This window comes from Hydrophilobacter chitinilyticus (assembly GCF_049860745.1).
Lineage (GTDB): Bacteria > Pseudomonadota > Gammaproteobacteria > Burkholderiales > Burkholderiaceae_C > Rhodoferax_B.
Genome location: NZ_CP187561.1, coordinates 4004963 through 4027745 on the forward strand (window position 1 = coordinate 4004963; position 22783 = coordinate 4027745).

Below are 22783 nucleotides of genomic sequence, written 5' to 3' on the forward strand. Positions count from 1 at the left end.
AGGGAAAAATCGTGTTTTATTAACATTTGAAACCGAGTCATCTGTTACGTATTTTGAATAAACAATCAGTAACAACATTCAAGATATCGCCCGCCATTCTCAATTGACGAAAGCCGTAATAGCGTTGACCATCCCACTCGCCTTTGGCAAATAAATCACGAAATCAAAAAAAGTTTCGTATGCCATTTGGCGCTGCACTGCGGGCCTTGCGCAGTCGATATTGAGAGGGGAAACAGAATGCACACTGCGCATTTCTTGAAGTACATCGCAGCTCTCTTTTTCGGGAGCCTGCTCAGCCTGCACAGCCATGCCGTGGTGGTCACAGGCACGGCTACCAATGTCGCCGACGTCGTGGCAGGCGCGGACCGATGGCAATTGACTTATCGGGTCACCGGCGAGCTGCCGACCAACTACGCCGTCAGCCTGATGTTTCCGCCCAGCCAGTATGCCGATTTGACGTCAGTTTCTGCTCCCCCGGCCTCTTTGGACGCCGCGTTGACTCCGGGAGACCCGGTGGGTGGCTTTGATGGATTGCTGATCCTCACCGCACTCAGCGACTTTGGCGCAACTGACTTTGCCGACTACAGCATTTTCTTCACGCTGCTAAGTGGCCTGCCATTCAGCGCGCAGTCGTATGAAGTCAGCGACGACAACTTCAACATCGTCGATGCGGGTCGTTTGTTGATCCAGATAGCGTCCCCCCCGAACACAGTCCCCGAGCCGTCCAGCTGGATGCTTCTCGGTTTGGGTATGGCCATCATGGCAAGTCGGGCGCTACGCCCAGGCTTTCGCACATAAGCCCCTTGCGTTGATCGCGCGCCGCATCGCGCCGGCGCGCACGCTACAAAACCAACTTTATCTCTGACTGCCGAGGAATCGGCAAACAGCGCTGCGGTGCGCCTGCCTTCCACCGCAAAAGGAGTAGCCATGCGTCATTCAACCGCAGCGTCTCGTCGCGCCCATGCTTCACGATCCAAGCCCCGCAAAGCCAGCCCGGCGCGCTTGCTGCTCGCACTCGTCGCGCGCGCCACAGCGTTCATCCGCCGCGATTTGCTGCAGGCGCTGAAGCAGCGCTTCTCCACCTGGCGGCGGGAAATCATTGACGCCCTCACGCCCGCTTTCGAACGCATCCGCTTCGAGCCGCTGGAGCCGCGCCTGCTGATGTCGGCAGAAGCCGCGACCTTGCTGGCGCCGCCACCTGCGGGTTTCGAAACCAGCCAGATCGTGCAGCGCACCAGCACAAGCGACGACACGAGTACCGGACCAGGCGCCGTGTTCGCCAGCTTCATGGCTGCGGCAGCGCCGCAGGTTGAGGTCGAGGTGGTGGTCACCGGTGCGGGCGCGGCCCAACTCACGCTGGACGACGATGGCCGCTACAGCCTGGCGTTGACAGGCACCAATGCCAACACCCGGGTAGAGTTGCGCACCGACGGCAACAACAGCCACGTGACCCTATCGAGCGTGCAGGCCAACAGTGCGGTGGGCACACTGGACCTTGGCCTGGGCGATCTGCAAGGTGCGGCGCGTTTCGACGGCGAAATTGGCAGCTTGACGCTGGGCAACCTCGACACGGCAAGCCTGCAGTTGACGGGTGCCAACGCCAACCTGCGCCTGGGTAGCGTGCACAACAGCAGCATCCTGGCGAGCCAAACGCAGCTCAAGCTCGAAACCAATAATTGGACCGGAAGCACCGGACGCCTTGAAGCCGCTTCGCTGACCCAACTCAACGTCCACGGCGTACTGGACGCGGCCCTGGCCATCGGCGCGCCTGGGGCCACCGCCACAGTGTTGACCGGCGTGAATGTCGAAGGCAGCGTCTCCGGTGTCTGGAGTATTTCCGGCCGCACCGGGAGCGTGCAGTTGGGTAGCACGGCGCCCAGTTGGCGCGCTAATTTTGGCGGTGCCGTCACGCAGCTCTACATCGTGGGAGATGCCTCCGGCCTGGTGGCAGCTAGCGCCATCCAGGTGCTGCAGGTGGGCGGCTCCATGCGTGGCTTGACGGTGCTGGTGGGTGCCAACCTGGGCGCCGACGTGGCGCTCGGCGGCAGCGGCGCCAACGCCGACACGTTCAAGGCGGGCACCCTGGCGCGCGTGCGCGTCAGCGGCGACGTGCTGGACAGCACCATCCTGGCCAGCGTCGACCCTACCACCGGCACCATGCTGGGCGGCAGCGCCAACCGCGTGCAAGAACTCGTGGTGGGCGGGGCGCTGGGCGGCAGCTCACGCTTGGTGGCACCGGCCTTTCCCGCCACGGTGCGGGTTGGCGGCCAAACCGTGGCCCCCAGCACATTCACGCAATTGCAGACGGTGGCCACCGACATCACACCGCCCAGCCTCAGCGTAGCCCTGCGCAACGACACAGGTGCGTCCAGCAGTGATGGCATCACCAACGACCCCGCACTGCTGCTGCAAGCCGCCGACGCCGGCGGTCTGTTTGGTTTCGAAGCCCGCATCGGCAATGGCAACTACCAAGCCATCAGCACCACGGCCACCGCCAACGGCTACACCGTCAGCGGCGCCACACTCGCGGCCCTGGCCGGCGGCAATCTGGCAGACGGGGCCTATACCGTCGCGCTGCGCGCCATCGACGTGGCGGGCAACCGCTCGGCCGCAGCCAACGTGGCTTTTGTGCTCGACACCACCGCCCCCACGGCGGTGGTCGCGCTCGCGCCCTCGTCCGACACCGGCACGGTGGGCGATGGCAGCACCACGCTCGCCAGCGTGACGCTGGCGGGCAAAACATCCGCTGGCACCCTGGTGGCGTTGAACGGCACACAAACCACGGCCGACGCCCAGGGCGATTTCACGTTCAGCAACGTTGCGCTCAACGTCGGCAACAACAGCTTTGCCTTCACCTTGACCGACGTGGCAGGCAACACCGGCACCGCCGGCCTCACCGTCGAGCGCACAGCCATCGTGGGCGACACCACGCTACCCGTGGTCGAGACGCTGGTGCTGGCCAACGACACCGGCAGTTCCGCCAGCGACGGCATCACCAGCAATGCCGGGTTGAAAGGCACGGTGAGCGACAACGTGGGTGTGGTTCAGTTGCTGGTGGCGCTGGACGCCGTGGGCACCCCCACCTTCACCGATGTCACCAGCAGCCTGGTCAACTCGGCCTTCACGCTGAGCCAGGCACAGTTCAACAGCTTGGCTGGTGGCAGCTTGGCCGATGGGCCACACGCCGTCAGCGTGGTGGCGGTAGACGCCGCAGGCAATCGCTCTGCCGTCAAAACACTGAGCTTCACGCTCGACACACTGGCCCCTACCGCCACCGTGAGCCTGGCTCCGGCATCAGACACCGGCACGGTGGGGGACGGCACGACCGCGCTGGCCAGCGTGACCTTGCAGGGCACCACCAGCCCTGGTACGACGGTGCAGTTGGGCACAAGCTCGGCCACCGCAGACAACCTGGGCAACTTTGCTTTCAACAATTTGGCCCTGGCCTTGGGCAGCAACAGCTTCGCCTTCAGCTTGACCGATACCGCTGGCAATGTGGGATCGGCCAGCCTGGTGGTGCAGCGCGCCGCGCCGCCTGATGTCACGTTGCCCACCATCGACACACTGGCGCTGGTGGCCGACACCGGTAGCGCAGCGAACGACGGCATCACCCGCGACGCGCGCGTGCAAGGCACGGTAAGCGACAACGTTGGGGTGACCCAATTGCTAGCGGCGCTGGACGCCACGGGCTCACCCAGCTTCACCGATGTTTCAAGCAGCCTCGTGAATGGCAGCTTCAGCCTCAGTAAGGCGCAACTCGACAGCTTGGCCGGTGGCACGCTGGCCGATGGCGCACACAGTTTGATCGTCGTGGCGGTAGACGCTGCAGGCAATCGCTCGGCCACCCGAACCCTGGCCTTCACCCTCGACACCACGGCCCCGGTCGCCACCGTGGGCCTCGACCCCGCGTCGGACACCGGCACCGTGGGCGACAACAGCACCACGCAAGCGGTCGTCACCTTGCGCGGCAACACCAGCCCCGGAACCCTGGTCCAACTCGGCGCTGCCAGCACCACGGCAGACAACCAGGGCGATTTTGCATTCGCCAACCTGTCGCTGAACCTGGGTGCCAACAGCTTCAACTTCACGTTGACCGACGTGGCAGGCAACACCGGCACCGCCAGCCTGAGCGTGGTGCGCGAAGCCATTCCTGGCGACACCACAGCGCCCGTGGTCGACACCTTGGTCCTGGTCAATGACAGCGGCAGTTCTGCCACCGACAAGCTCACCAACGATGCACGCGTAGAGGGCACGGTCAGCGACAACGTAGCCGTCGCGCAATTGCTGGTGGCGCTGGATGCCACCGGCACCCCCACCTACACCGACCTGACCAGCGCGTTGACCGGTGGCGCCTTCAGCCTCACCCAAGCCCAGCTCAACACACTAGCCGGTGGCAGCTTAGCCGATGGTGCGCACACCTTGACGGTGATGGCCGTCGATGCAGCAGGCAACACCTCGGCCGTAAAGACGCTGACCTTCACGCTCGACACCACAGCCCCCGCTGCCACAGGCCTCGGCCTGGCCCCGGCATCGGACAGCGGAACGGTCGGCGACCTGATCACAGACAACACCAGCATCACCCTGGTGGGCCAAGCGGCCAGCGGCACCACGGTGCAACTCGGCGCCCAGCAAACCACGGCCGATGCACAAGGCAACTTCAGCTTTGCAGGCGTGGCGTTGGCCATGGGCAGCAACAGCTTCACCTTCACGTTGACGGACGCAGCCGGCAACAGCAGCACCGCCAGCCTGGCCGTGCAACGCGTAGCCCCCACAGGCAACGACACCGAAGCCCCGGTCGTCGCCACGCTGGCGCTGCTCAACGACAGCGGCCGCTCGGCCAGCGACGGCCTCACCAACGACGCCCGCATCCAAGGCACAACCGTGGACAACGTCGGCACGGTCAAACTGCTGGTCGCGCTCGACGCGGGCGCCACACCGGTCTACACCGACCTCAGCGCGGCGCTGGCCAACGACGGCAGCTTTGCCCTCAGCACCGCTCAGCTTGCCACGCTAGCCGGCGGCACGCTGGCCGATGGCGCGCACACCTTGCGCGTCGTCGCGGTCGACGCCGCAGGCAACCAGTCTGCAGCCGTGAGCCTGTCGTTCACGCTCGACACCGCCGCTCCCACGGCCGGCAGCTTCGGCATCAGCCAGGCCGATGCGGTGAATGGCGACACCAGCCAAACCCAGTCTGCCCTCACCGTTCTGGCGGGTACGGTAGAAGCCAACGCCACGGTCACGCTCGGCGCGCAAGGCCTGAGCGTGGTGGCCTCCGGCACCGGCGTGTTCCAGCTCCCCAATGTGGCCCTGGCCACGGGCGACAACGTCATCACCCTGGGCGTGGTGGATGCGGCAGGCAACAGCACCAGTCTCACGCGCACCCTCACCCGTGTGGCCCCCAGCGCAAGCGTCGACCCCGTGCTCGCGTGGAACCTGGTGGCGCTCAAGTCCATCCAGTTGGATGTCAGCACACCAGAAGAAGCCACGCGCATCCTGGCCATCCAAAGCATTGCCGTCTACGACACACTCGCCGCCATCGAAGGCACACCGGCCTACATGGTGAAGGACCAGGCCAGCGGGCCCACATCGGTCGAGGCGGCCGTCACCCAGGCCGCTTACCGTGTGCTCTACACCTACTACCCCGCACAACGCACGCTGCTCAACGCCTACCTTGCCGCCGACATGAGCCACATTGCCGACGGTGCCGCCAAGTCCGCCGGCATTGCCCTGGGCGACCGCATCGCCAGCGCGATTTTGGGCATTCGCGCGAACGACGGTTACCGCGACTACACCGAAGACGACGGCGGCACAGCCATCGGCCAATGGCGCCCCACCGGCCCGCTGTACATGACGGCGGAGATGCCGCAGTGGGGCAGCGTCACCCCGTTCGCGCTGACGTCTGCAGATGAATTCCGCGCACCGCCACCACCCGAGCTTGACTCGCCGGAATACGCCGCAGCCCTTGAACAGGTGCGGCTGTACGGCGGCGACACCAGCACACTGCGCACTGCCGACCAATCCCAAATGGCGCAGTTCTGGGCCGACGGCGGGGGCAGCTACACCCCGCCCGGTCACTGGAACCTGATCGCCGAGCAAGTCGCCACGGCCAAGGGCACCAGCCTGAGCAGCAACGCCCGCATGATGGCCATGCTCAACGTGGCTTTGGCCGATGCGGCCATCGCCGCCTGGGACACCAAGTACACCTACGACTTCTGGCGCCCGGTCACGGCCATCAACAACGCCGACCTGGACAACAACCCCGGCACCCAAGTCGACGCCAACTGGCGCCCCCTGCTGATCACACCGCCCCACCCCGACTACGTCTCGGGCCATTCCACCTTCAGCGCGGCGGGTGCCGGCATCTTGAGTTCGGTGTTCGGTGCCAACACCGCCTTCACCACCACCAGCGTGACGGTACTCGGCGTCACCCGCAGCTTCACCAGCTTCCAGCAAGCCGCTGAAGAAGCCGGTATGAGCCGCATCTACGCGGGCATCCACACCATCTTCGCCAACCATGAAGGCGCCGTGATCGGCGGCAAGGTAGCCGACGCCGTGCTGGCACGCTTTGCATTGACCGAAGACACCCAGGCGCCCACGCTGGTGCTGGCAGACAGCGCAGCCACAACCAACGCCAATATCACCTTCACCGGCCAGATTGTCGACAATCTCTCGGGCGTGGCCTCCGCACAGTACCGCATCGACAACGGCCCGCTGGTCGACATGACGCTCACTGCCGACGGCAAGTTCAGCGTCTCCACCGCCCTGGCACTGAATGGATCACAAGACGGTGCCCATACCTTCACCCTGCTGGCACGCGACGAGGCGGGTAACCTGAGCGCCGGCTACACCCGCAACTTCACACTCGACACGAAGGCCCCCACACTCGCCCTGACCAGCATCGTCAATGGCACCGCTTTGGATGCCGCCAGCCGGCTTGTGGGCAGCGCCGACGCCACGGGCACCAGCATCGCGCAGCTCAGCTACAGCATCGATGGTGGTACAAGCAAGACCATCGCTTTCGACCCGCTGTCGGGCGCGTTTGACCAAGCCCTGCCGTTGGGTGACCTCAGCGTGGGCAACCATACGCTCGACGTGCTGGTGCAGGACATTGCGGGCAACAGCCAGACCTTCAGTCGCGCGGTCAGCGTGGCCGAACTGGCGCCCTTCAGCGTCACCAAGTTCACCCCTGACGATGGCAAGGGCGACATCGGCAGCACCTTCCGGCCGCAGGTGTTCTTCAGCCGCGCCGTCAACGCGGCCACCCTGACCGCCGACACGCTGTATGCCACCGGCCCCGACGGCGCCAAGCTGGCCATGACCATCGTACCCGCGCTGGACGGCAGCTTTGCCTGGCTGCTGCCCAACGACCCCATGCCTGGTGGTTCGACCATCACCCTCCACGTGAAGGGCTCGGCGATCCGCGCGGCACAGGACGGCGCTTTCCTGGATGCCGACGGCAACGGCATTGCGGGCGGCGAGCTTACCTGGAGCTTCACCACCGTCAGCACCACGTCGGTGATCGGCACCAAGCTGGTGGGCCGCGTGCTCGACCCCGGGCCTGACCTGCTGCCGATGACCTTTGACGACATCCGGCGCGGACCCGATGGCGTGATCCACACGCCGGACGACGTGTTCCTCAACCCCATCGCACACGCCAAGGTCTACATCATTGGCCAGGAAGACCGCTTCGTCTACACCGATGCGCTGGGCAATTTCTCGTTCGATGGCGTGCCCGTGGGCAACGTCAAACTGGCCATCGACGGACGCACTGCCACCAACGCACCGGCCAGCATCTTCTTCCCCGAAATGGTGATGGACCTGGAGCTGAAACCCGGCATCGTCAACACCGCCATGGGCAGTATGGGCAAGGACGAGTCGCAGCGCGAAAACGCCGACCGCAGCGAGATCTATCTGCCACGCATCCAGACCTCTTCGCTACAGCAGGTGAGCAACACCGTGCCCACCACCATCACGGTCGATGAAAAATCCGCGCCCGACATCATCGACGACTGGCGCAACGCACTGACCTTGACGATCGAACCCGGTGCCGCCATTGGCTTCGACGGCAAACCGCTGACCGACGTCAAGATCGGCATCAACACCGTACCGCCTGCACTGGTGAAGGACATGCTGCCACCGGGCGTGCTCGAGCACACCTTTGACATCACCATCCAGGCGCCGGGCGTGGACACCTTCGCCGCGCCCGTGAAGATCACCTTCCCGAATGTCTTCAACTCGGCCCCCGGCACCAAGCTCAACATCCTGAGCTTTGACCACACCACCGGCCGCCTGATCATCAACGGCACGGGCACGGTCTCGGCCGATGGCAAGACCGTGGTGTCCGATGAAGGCTCGGGCGTGATGGCACCAGGCTGGCACGGGCTGACGCCTCCCGGCCCATGGGGGCGCAGCGACAAGCCACGTGGCCCCGGACCTGCTCCCGGCCCTGGCCCCGGCCCAGCGCCAGGCCCCGGTCCCGCCCCAGGCCCCGGCCCGATCATCATCGGCCCGGCGCCCACGCCGCCGGTCATCATCGTCTGGCCGCCGTTCAACCCGATCCCGCCCGCACCGCCGCCAACGACCACGCCTCCGCCACCCAACCAACCGCCGGTGGTGGTCGTCACACCGCCCGTGGGCGGCACGCCGACACGCAACACCGCGTTCAACATCGACGCGGTGGACCTCAACAACGTGCTGACGTCGGCACAACGCGCCATCGTTGGTGCGGCGGTGGCCCAATGGCAATCCATCATCACCACCGACATTCCAGCGGCCCTCACGCGCTACGGTCTGGTGGATGATCTGCGCATCGACATCAAGGTGGCCGCAGGCGATGGTGCCGGTGGCACCCTGGCGTCCACACAGATTCTGGAAACCCGTGGCGGCGCACTCAAGCAGCCTTCGCTGGCAGAAATCACGCTTGATGCGGCCGACCTTGTCAGCGCCACGCCCGACCAGTTGCTCGCCACCCTGCTGCATGAAATCGGCCACGCGCTCGGCCTCGGCCAGCAATGGGCGGCACTCGGTTTGGTGGACACCAGCAACCCCGCCAACCCGCGCTACACCGGCGCCAACGGCGTGGCAGCCTATACCGCCCTCACCGGCACCGCACAGACCGGCGTGCCGCTGGACAACCGCAGCGGTGCCACGCCCACCCATTGGCGCGAATCGGTGTTCGGCAACGAGCTGATGACGCCGCTGCTCGACACCGCCACCCCGTCCAAGCTCAGCACACTCACCATGGCCGCGCTCAAGGATCTGGGCTACATCGTCGACACCACCAAGGCCCAGGCCTACACCCTGCCCGGCGCGGGCTTCGTCTTCCACCCCGGCACCAACGCCCCGGCCCACACCACCGATGGTGAACTGCTCGAAAGCGATGGCGGCGGCGCCTCGGTTGCAGCGGCCGACACTGCACCTACCGAAGACACCCACACCAGCTACGCCTTTGACTTTGGCGGCACGGCCAGCGTCGCGCCAGGCTTTACCGGTGTGAGCGCAAGCAATGCCTACAGCGCCGCAGCCGGTTACGGCTGGGCCACGGCCGGCAGCGCCAGTGACGCCAGCAGCGGCAGCAACCCACTCACCGGCGACCTGGCACAGACGCGCAACGGCACCTTCCGCGTCGCACTGGCCAACGGCACCTACATGGTCAACATCACGCTGGGCGACGATGCCTCGGCACGCGACCGCATGAGCTACGAACTCGAAGGTGTGCGCCGTGGCGCGGTCTCCACCGTGCTGGGTGAACACATCACCATGACCCACCAGGTGGAAGTGCACGACGGCGTGCTCGACCTGCGCCTGTTTGGCGACAGCGACATGGTGGCGATCAACGCGCTTGAGATCCACAAGGTGAGCGACTACATCACGCCCGCCACCAGCGTGAGCTACACCAGCGGCCACTACTACTTCGCCATCCAGAACCTCGACACCGGCCTGATCATGCGCGACAACACTGTCGTCGCCGAAGGCGGCGCCATCTGCCCGGACGGCGTGGTGCTTTCGCCCAACACGCGTTACCGCCAGTACGTCTACCACGTCGAAACCAACACCATCGGCATCAGCGACTACGTGACGCCGAAGTCTGGCAACGACTTCGACCTGCCCGAGGTGGTTCTGGGCAACCGCTACACGCCCGACACCGATGTGGATGGCCTGGAAGACCTGGCCGAGTTCATCATCGGCACCCGCGCCGACAAGAAGGACACCGATGCCGATGGCATCTCGGACCTGGCCGAAGTGCAGCAGCAGCTTGACCCCTTGGGTGGCCTGTCGATCCCCACCGGCGTGGTCTCCAACGCAGCGCTGCAAGGCAGCGCCCAAGCGGTGGCGGTGATTGGCACCGGAGGCGACACCGGGGCCAAGCTCTACGCCTATGTGGCCACCGGCACCTACGGCCTGGCCGTGGTCGATGTCTCGCAGACCACACGCCCCACGCTGCGCGCCGAGTTGGATCTGCCGGGCGTGAATGTGGACGTGGCGGTCGACGCCGTGCGCGGCTTGGCCTTGGTCGCGGCGGGCGACGCGGGCCTGCACATCGTCAACATCAGCAACCCGGCGGCTCCAGCGTTGCAGCAGACCCTGCTGTTCGATGCGGCCGTGCAGAACGTGCGTGTACGCGACGGCCTGGGCTTTGTGGCCGCAGGCAGCAATCTGTCCGTGGTCGACCTCAACACCGGCGACATCTTGCAGACGCTGAATCTGCAGAACACCGGCGGCGGCATCATCACCTCGCTCTCCATCGACGGCGGCACCCTCTACACGCTGGACAACCAGCACACGCTGCGCAGCTTTGCCATCAACGGCACACAACTGGCGGCGCTGGACACCCTGGCCGTGAGCACCGATGGTGACAAGATCTTCGCCGGTGGCGGCATCGTCTATGTGGGCACTGCCAACCAGAACAGCCAGGGCTTCCTGAGCGTGGACGCCACCAACCCGGCCAACCTGCTGCTCAAGAGCGGTGTCGACCTCAACAGCACTGCGGGCCAAGCCATGGCCGCCAACGGCTCGGGCCTGCTGGTCACCACCGGCGAACTGCGCGGCCCCGTGGGCCAGCAGTTGTTTGTGCTCGACGTGAGCGACGTGCGCGACCCGGCCAACACCGGCAGTTTCGTCACCCGTTACCTGCTGCCCAATGCGCCGATGAACGTGGCCATCGCCAACGGCCTGGCCTTCGTGGCCGACGGCACGGGCGGCCTGCAAATCGTCAACTACATCGGCTTTGACGCGGCGGGCACGCCGCCCACCGTCACTATTGCCGTGGACGGTGTTGACGTGGACCCCACCAAGCCCGGCATCCAGGTGCTGGAAGGCCGCACCGTGCAAATACGGCCAACGGTGAGCGACGACGTGCAGGTGCGCAACGTGGAGCTGCTGGTCAACGGCGTGGTGGTGTCGAACGCTGCCGCATTCCCGTTCGAGTTGTTCACCCAGGCGCCCACCATCGCCTCGGCCGGCAACACCTTGACGCTGCAGATCCGCGCCACCGACACCGGCGGCAACAGCACGCTGTCCACCGTGGCCGTGCTCGATGTGGTGCCGGACACCTTCGCGCCCGAAGTTGAATCCATCAGTGTCGCGGAAGGCGCGCGGCGCTTCTTCGTGCGCTCCATCGACATCCAGTTCGACGAGCCTCTGGACGTGAGCCTGCTCAACGTCTCAGGCGTGAGCCTGGTGCGCGCCGGTAACGACGGCGTCTTCGGCACCGCCGACGACGTGGCCATCACCACGCACCTCGACACACGGGCCTTTGGCCAGTCGCTGTCGGTGCTGCCCGACAGCTTCCTCACCGCAGGCGACTACCAGTTGGTCATCGCCAAGAACATCATTGCCGACCGCTCGGGCAACACGCTGGACGCCCCCATCGTGCGGCACTTCACCGTGCGCCCGGCCAGCGGTGTGCAGGCGGCCAGCGGTGTGGCCGACGTCCAACAGGCGCCATCGGCGAATGTGGGCCAAGAGATTGGCATCAACGTGCCGTTCGACCCCAGCACAGCACGCGCGCAGTTTGCCACCATCGATGCCTCTGGCACCAAGTCGAGCACCGTGGTCAACGCGCGGCGTTATGACGCGGCCAGCGGCGTGGCCTACTTCACCGTGCCGTTGAACGCCACCAGCGGCGACCTCGTGGTGTACGGCCAGGTGGGCAACGTGCGCACCGACTTTGCCGACGGCACCCTGCCATTGCAGATCGTGCCCATCGTCACCGACGTGCAGGTGCAATCGATCTCGGCCGATGGCAGCAGCGCGGTCATCGTGCTCAGCGGCTATGGTTTTGCAGAAGGTGTGGGCGGCGAATACCGCATTGGCTCGGAAGTGGTGAACGATGTGTCGAACACCTCAGGCCCAGACGTGCAAGACCGCTACGACCCGAGCCTGGGCTACTACATCGCCAACGGCCAGGTGACCCTGACCGTGCCGCTGAGCAATGCCGCCTTTGGCGCCATCTCCGTCAAGACCGCCGGCGGCACCAGTGCGCTGTTCTCGGTGTCTCTGTCCAGCATCACCAGCGTGGCCGCCAGCGGCACCCCGGCGAATGCCGCCCTGGCCTCAGCCAACGCCGGCCAGGCCATCGTGCTCAACGGCTCCGGCCTTTCCACCGCCACCGACGTGCTGCTGCGCTACACCAACCAAAGCGGCGTGCTGAGCATGGTGCGGCTGAACCCGACCACCGCCGCCAGCGACGGCAGCAGCGCCACCCTGGTGTTGCCGGGTTACGCCAACGGCGCGTTTGCGCTGCAGGTGTTTGGCTCGGCTTCTCAGCCGGTGCTGCAGATCGTGCCCACGCTGACGCAGTTCAGCGAGAGTGGCAACCTGTATCTCATCGGCAGTGGTTATGTCGAAGGGGCCACCACCATCACGCTGCCGGGCAAGACCGTGGTCGACACGCTGGTCAACGCCGGGGTGGACATCAGCTACGGCGCACCGAACTACATCGAGAACACCTACCTGACGCTGGACACCGGTGACGCCCCACGCTACGGCCTGGGCAACACCACCGTGACCACGGCCGGTGGCACCTCGGCCGCCCTGGCACTGAACACCTTGCGTGTGGGCAGCGACACCACCCCGGTGGGCTACCTCAGCGACATCGCCGTGGACCCGAGCACCGGCGCCACCTGGGTGCTGGACAACGCCAACCCGGACCACTTGCTGCGCATCAACACCGCCACCGGGGCGGTGCTGCAGACCATCACGCTGAGTGCGGCGTTTGGCCCGCAAAGCACCACCCAGGGTTATGCCGGGCTGCAGGTGGCGCCCGCCGCCTTCAGCCTGAACGGCACGAATGTGCCGCAGGGCAGCCTGCTGCTGTTCAACGGCTACACCAGCAACCGTGTCGCCGCCATCAACCCCACCACCGGGGCGGCCATCGCCTTGCTCACCCTGCCGGGCAGCTACATGACCTCGGGCGTGTTCGATCCGACCTCGGGCCATCTGTTTGTGACCAATGCCACCAACGGCGACAACAAGGTCTCCGAGTTCACCACCGCCGGGGCCTTGGTCAACAGCTTTGCGCTGCCGTTCGCTGTGACCGGCCACACCGGCATGGCCATCGATCCAAGCACGGGCAATCTGTGGATCGGCTCGTCGGCCAGCGGCACCAACATCGTGTTGTTCAACCGCAGTGGCAGCGAGATCCGCCGCGTCGACCTGGCCAGCCAGGGCGTGGCGGCCAACACCATCTCGGGCCTGGCGTTTGGCGCCGACGGCGCCCTGCGCGTGAGCTCCACCCAGGGCGTGGTGCGGGTGTTGAACCTGGCCCCCGACCTGTCGGTGCACACCCCGACGCTGACCGGCATCACCGGCCAGGCCACCGATGGCGTGCCGGCCCAGGCCGGTGTGGCCTCGGCCAACGTGGGCCAGGTGGTCACGCTCACCGGCAGCAACTTCGGCGCCGGCACCCGGGTGTTGTTCGAGATCCGCGACAACGACGGCAACACCCGCACGCTGGCGATGGCGCCGCTGGTGATCAATGCCACCGGCACCAGCCTGCAGGTGCAGGTGCCCGACCTGGCCACCACCGGCAATGTGCGCGTGGTCAACAGCGGCACCCTGGACCTGGCGGGCTCGACCAGCTACCCCGACAGCATTTACCGCAACGTCACGGTCAGCTTCACCGCCGGTGCCAGCACGGCCACGGTGCGCTTTGCCGACGGCGGGCTGGAAGGGATCAACAACGAGAGCTGGGGCCTGGACAATGTGCGCGTGAGCCAGGGGGCGACGACGCTGTTCAGCGACGACTTCGAGGGGGCGGCCAAGAGCCAATGGAGCCTGAGCGACGAGGACAGTGCCAGCCTGGGCGACCTGACGCGCTACAGCGGCCGCTTCAGCAACAGCACGCAGACCTTGAACCTGAGCGGCCTGACGGCCGGCCAGACCTACACGTTGCGCTTCGATCTGTACGTGCTCGACTCCTGGGATGGCAACCAGCCCACCTACGGGCCGGACCTGATCGACGTGAGTGTCGACGGCACCAGCCTCTTGCACGAGAGCTTTGCCAATGGCGACTTCGTCAACAACAGCCAGGCGGTGCAGACCTATGGCACCAGTGCCGGCGTGCGCCTGCAGGTGGTGCCCACGCTGACCGGCATCAGCGGCCGCCCGGGGGAAGACGGCCAGTTCACGCTCAGCGGCTCGGGCTTCATGGAGGGGGCCAGCACGCTGACGATTGGCGGCGTGAGCATCGCCGACACCGCCAGCAACCTGACACCTTTCGATGTGACCGGCACACGCAACAGCAGCCTGAGCGCTGTGGCGCCGCGCACGCTGGATGGGCCCATCCGCATCACCACCGAGGGCGGTTATGTGGTGTTCAACCCCACCATCCCGGCGCAGCCTGTCGTGCAGTTCAGTGCGCTGGTCGCCACGGCTTCCAGTGGCACACCGGTGGATGCGGCGGTGGCCTCAGCCAACCCGGGCCAGACCATCGTGCTGCAAGGTCAGGGCTTTACATCCTCTACCCTGGTGCAGTTCCGTGGCTATGACGATACCGGCACCAGCGGCACGCTCACACGCACCGGCACGGTCAGCAACAACGGCCAGACCCTGACCGTGGTGGTGCCCGCACTCGCCACCACCGGCCCGGTCACCATCTTGGGCAGCAGCACCAGCTTTGCGCTGCAGATCGCCCCCGCCATCCGCGGCGTGGGCGGTGCCCTCACACCGGGCAACACCGTCATGCTGCAGGGCATTGGCTTCAGCGCACCCGATCTGGTGATCACCGTGGGCGGGCGCCCCGTGGGCAACTTCAGCTTGCGCACCCTGGTCGACGGCAGCGGCCAAAGCCAGGACATGCAGTTCATCACCCTCACCGTGCCCACGGGCGCTGTGGGCAACATCATCACCGTCAGCACCGGTGGCGGCAGCTCGTTGGCACGTGTCGGGCAGGCCATCACCAACCTGGGCACGGTCACACCCGTGGCCGATCCCGGCGACACCCTCGCCAGCGCGACCAACCTGGGCGACCTGCGCAATGCGCGCGTGGTGGTGAACGCCAACATCGGCGACGGTGCCAATGGCGCCAAGGACGTCGATCTCTACAAGGTGCAACTCGCCAGCGGCCAGCTGCGCGTGAACCTGTCGAGCAGCGCCATGTACGGTTTGGTGCGCGTGTTCGATGCCAGCGGCACACAAGTGGCCTCGCGCAATTTCAACCTCAACGACAGCAGCACACTCGACTTCACATTGGACTTCGGCGGCACCTACACCATCGGCGTCAGCGGGTACTACAACAGCACCTACAACCCGGCCGTGGCAAACAGCGGCACCGCCTCGTACACCGGCGGCTACAGCCTGAGCATCGAAGAGCAGCGCAGCGACAGCGGCCGGCTCAGTTCGATCGAGGCCGTGGCCGCCAGCGGCACACCGGCGCAGGCTAGCGTTGCCTCGGCCAACACCGGCCAGACCATCGTGCTGCATGGCCTGGGCATCAGCAGCAGCGACCGCGTGATCTTCACCGTACTCGACGACAGCGGCAATGTCACCAACTTGACCGTCGCGCCCACGTCGATTGATTTGACGGCGCAGACCATTACCGTCACCGTGCCCGACAACACCACCACCGGTCGCGTGCGGCTGGAGCGCGACCCACGTGTGGGCCTGCTGCTGCAAATCGTGCCCACGCTGACCGACGTGGCCATGAACGTCAACCAAAGCTTTGCCGGCACCAACCTGGCCCTCACCGGCTCGGGCTTTGCCGAAGGCGCCACCAGCGTGCTCTTCGGCAACCAGCGTGTCGACGACATCGCCCGCAACTACGGCCTGGACGTCTACACCCGCTACGACGCCACCCTGGGCCGCTACATCGCCAATGGCGGCCTGAACCTGACCGTGCCGAGCAACGTGCCCACCGGCCCGATCCGCATCGCCACCATCGGTGGCACCAGTGCGGCCTTTGGCTTGACCTTGTCGAGCATCACCACCAGTGCCACCTCCGGCACACCCACGGCCAGTAGCCAGGCCTCGGCCCAGCCGCTGCAGGCCATCACCTTGGTCGGTGTGGGCCTGGATGCCAGCACCGATGTGGTGTTCCAGACGATGGCCGCCAACGGCCAGTTGTCCGATGTGATCGTGCACCCGACCACGGTGAATGCCGCTGGTACGCAGGCCCAGGTGGTTGTGCCCTACAACGCCATCACCGGCCAGGTGCGCGTGGTGGGCGACACCAATGGCGCCAGTGTGCCGCTGCAGATCGTGCCGGCCATCACCGATGTGCAGGTGCAGTCGGTGGCGGCCGATGGCAGCTCGGCCGTGGTGGTGGTCAGCGGTTACGGCTTCATCGAGGGTTTGAACAGCGCCTACCAGTTTGGCAGTGAAGTGGTGCTGGACGCCGGGGCGTCCACCGGCCCGGACGTGCAAGACCGCTATGACCCGTCCATCGGCTACATCGCCAACGGCCAGGTGACCCTGACCGTGCCGCTGAGCAATGCCGCCTTTGGCGCCATCAGCGTCAAGACCGCCGGCGGCACCAGTGCGCTGTTCTCGGTGTCTCTGTCCAGCATCACCAGCGTGGCCGCCAGCGGCACCCCGGCGAATGCCGCCCTGGCCTCAGCCAACGCCGGCCAGGCCATCGTGCTCAACGGCTCCGGCCTTTCCACCGCCACCGACGTGCTGCTGCGCTACACCAACCAAAGCGGCGTGCTGAGCATGGTGCGGCTGAACCCGACCACCGCCGCCAGCGACGGCAGCAGCGCCACCCTGGTGTTGCCGGGTTACGCCAACGGCGCGTTTGCGCTGCAGGTGTTTGGCTCGGCTTCTCAGCCGGTGCTGCAGATCGTGCCCACGCTGACGCAGTTCAGCGAGAGTGGCAACCTGTATCTCATCGGCAGTGGTTATGTCGAAGGGGCCACCACCATCACGCTGCCGGGCAAGACCGTGGTCGACACGCTGGTCAACGCCGGGGTGGACATCAGCTACGGCGCACCGAACTACATCGAGAACACCTACCTGACGCTGGACACCGGTGACGCCCCACGCTACGGCCTGGGCAACACCACCGTGACCACGGCCGGCGGCACCTCGGCCGCCCTGGCACTGAACACCTTGCGTGTGGGCAGCGACACCACCCCGGTGGGCTACCTCAGCGACATCGCCGTGGACCCGAGCACCGGCGCCACCTGGGTGCTGGACAACGCCAACCCGGACCACTTGCTGCGCATCAACACCGCCACCGGGGCGGTGCTGCAGACCATCACGCTGAGTGCGGCGTTTGGCCCGCAAAGCACCACCCAGGGTTATGCCGGGCTGCAGGTGGCGCCCGCCGCCTTCAGCCTGAACGGCACGAATGTGCCGCAGGGCAGCCTGCTGCTGTTCAACGGCTACACCAGCAACCGTGTCGCCGCCATCAACCCCACCACCGGGGCGGCCATCGCCTTGCTCACCCTGCCGGGCAGCTACATGACCTCGGGCGTGTTCGATCCGACCTCGGGCCATCTGTTTGTGACCAATGCCACCAACGGCGACAACAAGGTCTCCGAGTTCACCACCGCCGGGGCCTTGGTCAACAGCTTTGCGCTGCCGTTCGCTGTGACCGGCCACACCGGCATGGCCATCGATCCAAGCACGGGCAATCTGTGGATCGGCTCGTCGGCCAGCGGCACCAACATCGTGTTGTTCAACCGCAGTGGCAGCGAGATCCGCCGCGTCGACCTGGCCAGCCAGGGCGTGGCGGCCAACACCATCTCGGGCCTGGCGTTTGGCGCCGACGGCGCCCTGCGCGTGAGCTCCACCCAGGGCGTGGTGCGGGTGTTGAACCTGGCCCCCGACCTGTCGGTGCACACCCCGACGCTGACCGGCATCACCGGCCAGGCCACCGATGGCGTGCCGGCCCAGGCCGGTGTGGCCTCGGCCAACGTGGGCCAGGTGGTCACGCTCACCGGCAGCAACTTCGGCGCCGGCACCCGGGTGTTGTTCGAGATCCGCGACAACGACGGCAACACCCGCACGCTGGCGATGGCGCCGCTGGTGATCAATGCCACCGGCACCAGCCTGCAGGTGCAGGTGCCCGACCTGGCCACCACCGGCAATGTGCGCGTGGTCAACAGCGGCACCCTGGACCTGGCGGGCTCGACCAGCTACCCCGACAGCATTTACCGCAACGTCACGGTCAGCTTCACCGCCGGTGCCAGCACGGCCACGGTGCGCTTTGCCGACGGCGGGCTGGAAGGGATCAACAACGAGAGCTGGGGCCTGGACAATGTGCGCGTGAGCCAGGGGGCGACGACGCTGTTCAGCGACGACTTCGAGGGGGCGGCCAAGAGCCAATGGAGCCTGAGCGACGAGGACAGTGCCAGCCTGGGCGACCTGACGCGCTACAGCGGCCGCTTCAGCAACAGCACGCAGACCTTGAACCTGAGCGGCCTGACGGCCGGCCAGACCTACACGTTGCGCTTCGATCTGTACGTGCTCGACTCCTGGGATGGCAACCAGCCCACCTACGGGCCGGACCTGATCGACGTGAGTGTCGACGGCACCAGCCTCTTGCACGAGAGCTTTGCCAATGGCGACTTCGTCAACAACAGCCAGGCGGTGCAGACCTATGGCACCAGTGCCGGCGTGCGCCTGCAGGTGGTGCCCACGCTGACCGGCATCAGCGGCCGCCCGGGGGAAGACGGCCAGTTCACGCTCAGCGGCTCGGGCTTCATGGAGGGGGCCAGCACGCTGACGATTGGCGGCGTGAGCATCGCCGACACCGCCAGCAACCTGACACCTTTCGATGTGACCGGCACACGCAACAGCAGCCTGAGCGCTGTGGCGCCGCGCACGCTGGATGGGCCCATCCGCATCACCACCGAGGGCGGTTATGTGGTGTTCAACCCCACCATCCCGGCGCAGCCTGTCGTGCAGTTTGATGCTTTGGTCACCTCCTTGGGTGCACTGGTGGTCGATGTCAACGGCACACCGACCGACCCCACTCAACCAGCTTCCAGCACCGGGCGACTGCAAATCGTATTGCAGGGCCAAGGCTTCACTTCGTCCACGCTGGTGCAGTTTCAAGGTCGCGACGATGGCGGCGTGAGCGGCACGCTCACACGCACCGGCACCGTCAGCAACAACGGACAAACCTTGACGCTGACGGTTCCCGCCTTAGCTGTGACGGGCTCGGTCACCGTGTTGGGCAGCGGTACCAGCTTCGACCTGCAGATCGTGCCAGCCCTACGCTCCGTAGGCGGCACGGTGGCACCTGGTAACACCATCGTGCTCGATGGTTATGGACTGAGTGCAGGGGATCTGGTCCTCACGGTTGGCGGAAAGCCCGTGAGCAACTACAGCCTGCGCACGCTGATCGACAGCACAGGCGAAAACCGCGATCTTCAGTTCATCACGCTCACCGTGCCGACGGGTGCCGTAGGCAACGTAATGACCGCAACGACCTCGGGCGGCACCAGTACGCTGCGTGTGGCCACCGGATTCACCAATCTTGGTGTGCAAACACCAGCCAGCGACCCGAGTGATACCCAGGCAAGTGCAACCAGTCTGGGCGCACCGCGCGATGCCCGCCTGACCATCAACGCCACCATTGGGGACGGTGCGAATACCACCAAGGACGTCGACCTCTACAAGATCGATCTGACCGCGGGCAACCTGCTGCACCTGAACCTGGCCAGCGGCCCCGGGTTCTATAGCTTGGTGCGGGTGTTCGATGCCAGCGGCACACAAGTAGCTTCGCGCAACTTCAACCTCAATGACGCGAGCATTCTGGAATTCATCCCCATCACCACGGGCACTTACACCATCGGCGTCAGCGGCTACAACAACAACACCTACAACCCGGCCGTGGCGGGCAGCGGTGTGGCCTCCTATACCGGCACCTACGGTTTGAATGTAGAAGTTCGGCAGACCGGCAGCACTCGTTTGAGCAGCATCGAAGCCGCCGCTGTCAGTGGCACACCGGCACAGGCCGGCATCGCCTCCGCCAATACTGGTCAAAGCATTGTGCTGCATGGCACCAACATCAGCAGCACGAATCAAGTGACCTTCCTGGTGCTTGACGACAATGGCAACCCGACCCAAGTCACCGTGAACCCCACCTCGATCGACGTGGCGGCACAAACCATCACCGTCACCGTGCCGGACAACGCCACGACGGGACGTGTGCGCGTGGAAGGTGATTGGGCTGGTCTCTTGCTGCAAATTGTGCCCACGCTGACCGACGTGGCCATGAACGTCAACCAAAGCTTTGCTGGCACCAACCTGGCCCTCACCGGCTCGGGCTTTGCCGAAGGCGCCACCAGCGTGCTCTTCGGCAACCAGCGTGTCGACGACATCGCCCGCAACTACGGCCTGGACGTCTACACCCGCTACGACGCCACCCTGGGCCGCTACATCGCCAATGGCGGCCTGAACCTGACCGTGCCGAGCAACGTGCCCACCGGCCCGATCCGCATCGCCACCATCGGTGGCACCAGTGCGGCCTTTGGCTTGACCTTGTCGAGCATCACCACCAGTGCCACCTCCGGCACACCCACGGCCAGTGGCCAGGCCTCGGCCCAGCCGCTGCAGGCTATCACCTTGGTCGGTGTGGGCCTGGATGCCAGCACCGATGTGGTGTTCCAGACGATGGCCGCCAACGGCCAGTTGTCCGATGTGATCGTGCACCCGACCACGGTGAATGCCGCTGGTACGCAGGCCCAGGTGGTTGTGCCCTACAACGCCATCACCGGCCAGGTGCGCGTGGTGGGCGACACCAATGGCGCCAGTGTGCCGCTGCAGATCGTGCCGGCCATCACCGATGTGCAGGTGCAGTCGGTGGCGGCCGATGGCAGCTCGGCCGTGGTGGTGGTCAGCGGTTACGGCTTCATCGAGGGTTTGAACAGCGCCTACCAGTTTGGCAGTGAAGTGGTGCTGGACGCCGGGGCGTCCACCGGCCCGGACGTGCAAGACCGCTATGACCCGTCCATCGGCTACATCGCCAACGGCCAGGTGACCCTGACCGTGCCGCTGAGCAATGCCGCCTTTGGCGCCATCAGCGTCAAGACCGCCGGCGGCACCAGTGCGCTGTTCTCGGTGTCTCTGTCCAGCATCACCAGCGTGGCCGCCAGCGGCACCCCGGCGAATGCCGCCCTGGCCTCAGCCAACGCCGGCCAGGCCATCGTGCTCAACGGCTCCGGCCTTTCCACCGCCACCGACGTGCTGCTGCGCTACACCAACCAAAGCGGCGTGCTGAGCATGGTGCGGCTGAACCCGACCACCGCCGCCAGCGACGGCAGCAGCGCCACCCTGGTGTTGCCGGGTTACGCCAACGGCGCGTTTGCGCTGCAGGTGTTTGGCTCGGCTTCTCAGCCGGTGCTGCAGATCGTGCCCACGCTGACGCAGTTCAGCGAGAGTGGCAACCTGTATCTCATCGGCAGTGGTTATGTCGAAGGGGCCACCACCATCACGCTGCCGGGCAAGACCGTGGTCGACACGCTGGTCAACGCCGGGGTGGACATCAGCTACGGCGCACCGAACTACATCGAGAACACCTACCTGACGCTGGACACCGGTGACGCCCCACGCTACGGCCTGGGCAACACCACCGTGACCACGGCCGGCGGCACCTCGGCCGCCCTGGCACTGAACACCTTGCGTGTGGGCAGCGACACCACCCCGGTGGGCTACCTCAGCGACATCGCCGTGGACCCGAGCACCGGCGCCACCTGGGTGCTGGACAACGCCAACCCGGACCACTTGCTGCGCATCAACACCGCCACCGGGGCGGTGCTGCAGACCATCACGCTGAGTGCGGCGTTTGGCCCGCAAAGCACCACCCAGGGTTATGCCGGGCTGCAGGTGGCGCCCGCCGCCTTCAGCCTGAACGGCACGAATGTGCCGCAGGGCAGCCTGCTGCTGTTCAACGGCTACACCAGCAACCGTGTCGCCGCCATCAACCCCACCACCGGGGCGGCCATCGCCTTGCTCACCCTGCCGGGCAGCTACATGACCTCGGGCGTGTTTGATCCCACCTCGGGACATTTGTTTGTGACCACCAATGACAACAAACTTTCAGAATTCACCACGGCGGGGGTCTTGGTCAACAGCTTTGCCGTACCGCTGAACGTGACAGCGGCCACGGGCCTGGCCATCGATCCCGTGACCGGCAACCTCTGGCTGGGCAGCTACTACGGCAGCAGCAACGTGGTGCTGATCAACCGCAACGGCACCGAGATCCGCCGCGTCGACCTGACCAGCCAGGGGGTCAGCGGCAATGTCATCGCAGGCTTGGCTTTTGGGGCCGATGGCCAACTGCGCGTCAGTACCACCAATGGCACGGTCCATGTGGTGAGCGTGGCCTGACAGA

2 protein-coding genes are annotated in these 22783 nt (G+C 65.9%); both read left to right on the forward strand.

Going from position 1 to position 22783, the window contains the following annotated elements; translation table 11 throughout:
• The first annotated feature begins 237 nt into the window (after positions 1-237).
• Positions 238-798 (forward strand): PEP-CTERM sorting domain-containing protein, encoded by a 561-nt coding sequence (locus tag ACPWMG_RS17855; RefSeq protein WP_483300832.1) that lies wholly within the window; start codon positions 238-240, stop codon positions 796-798.
• Positions 799-927: 129 nt separating this feature from the next.
• Entirely contained in the window at positions 928-22779 is a 21852-nt protein-coding gene (locus ACPWMG_RS17860; protein ID WP_483300833.1) for an Ig-like domain-containing protein, read from the forward strand.
• The last annotated feature ends 4 nt before the right edge of the window (positions 22780-22783 follow it).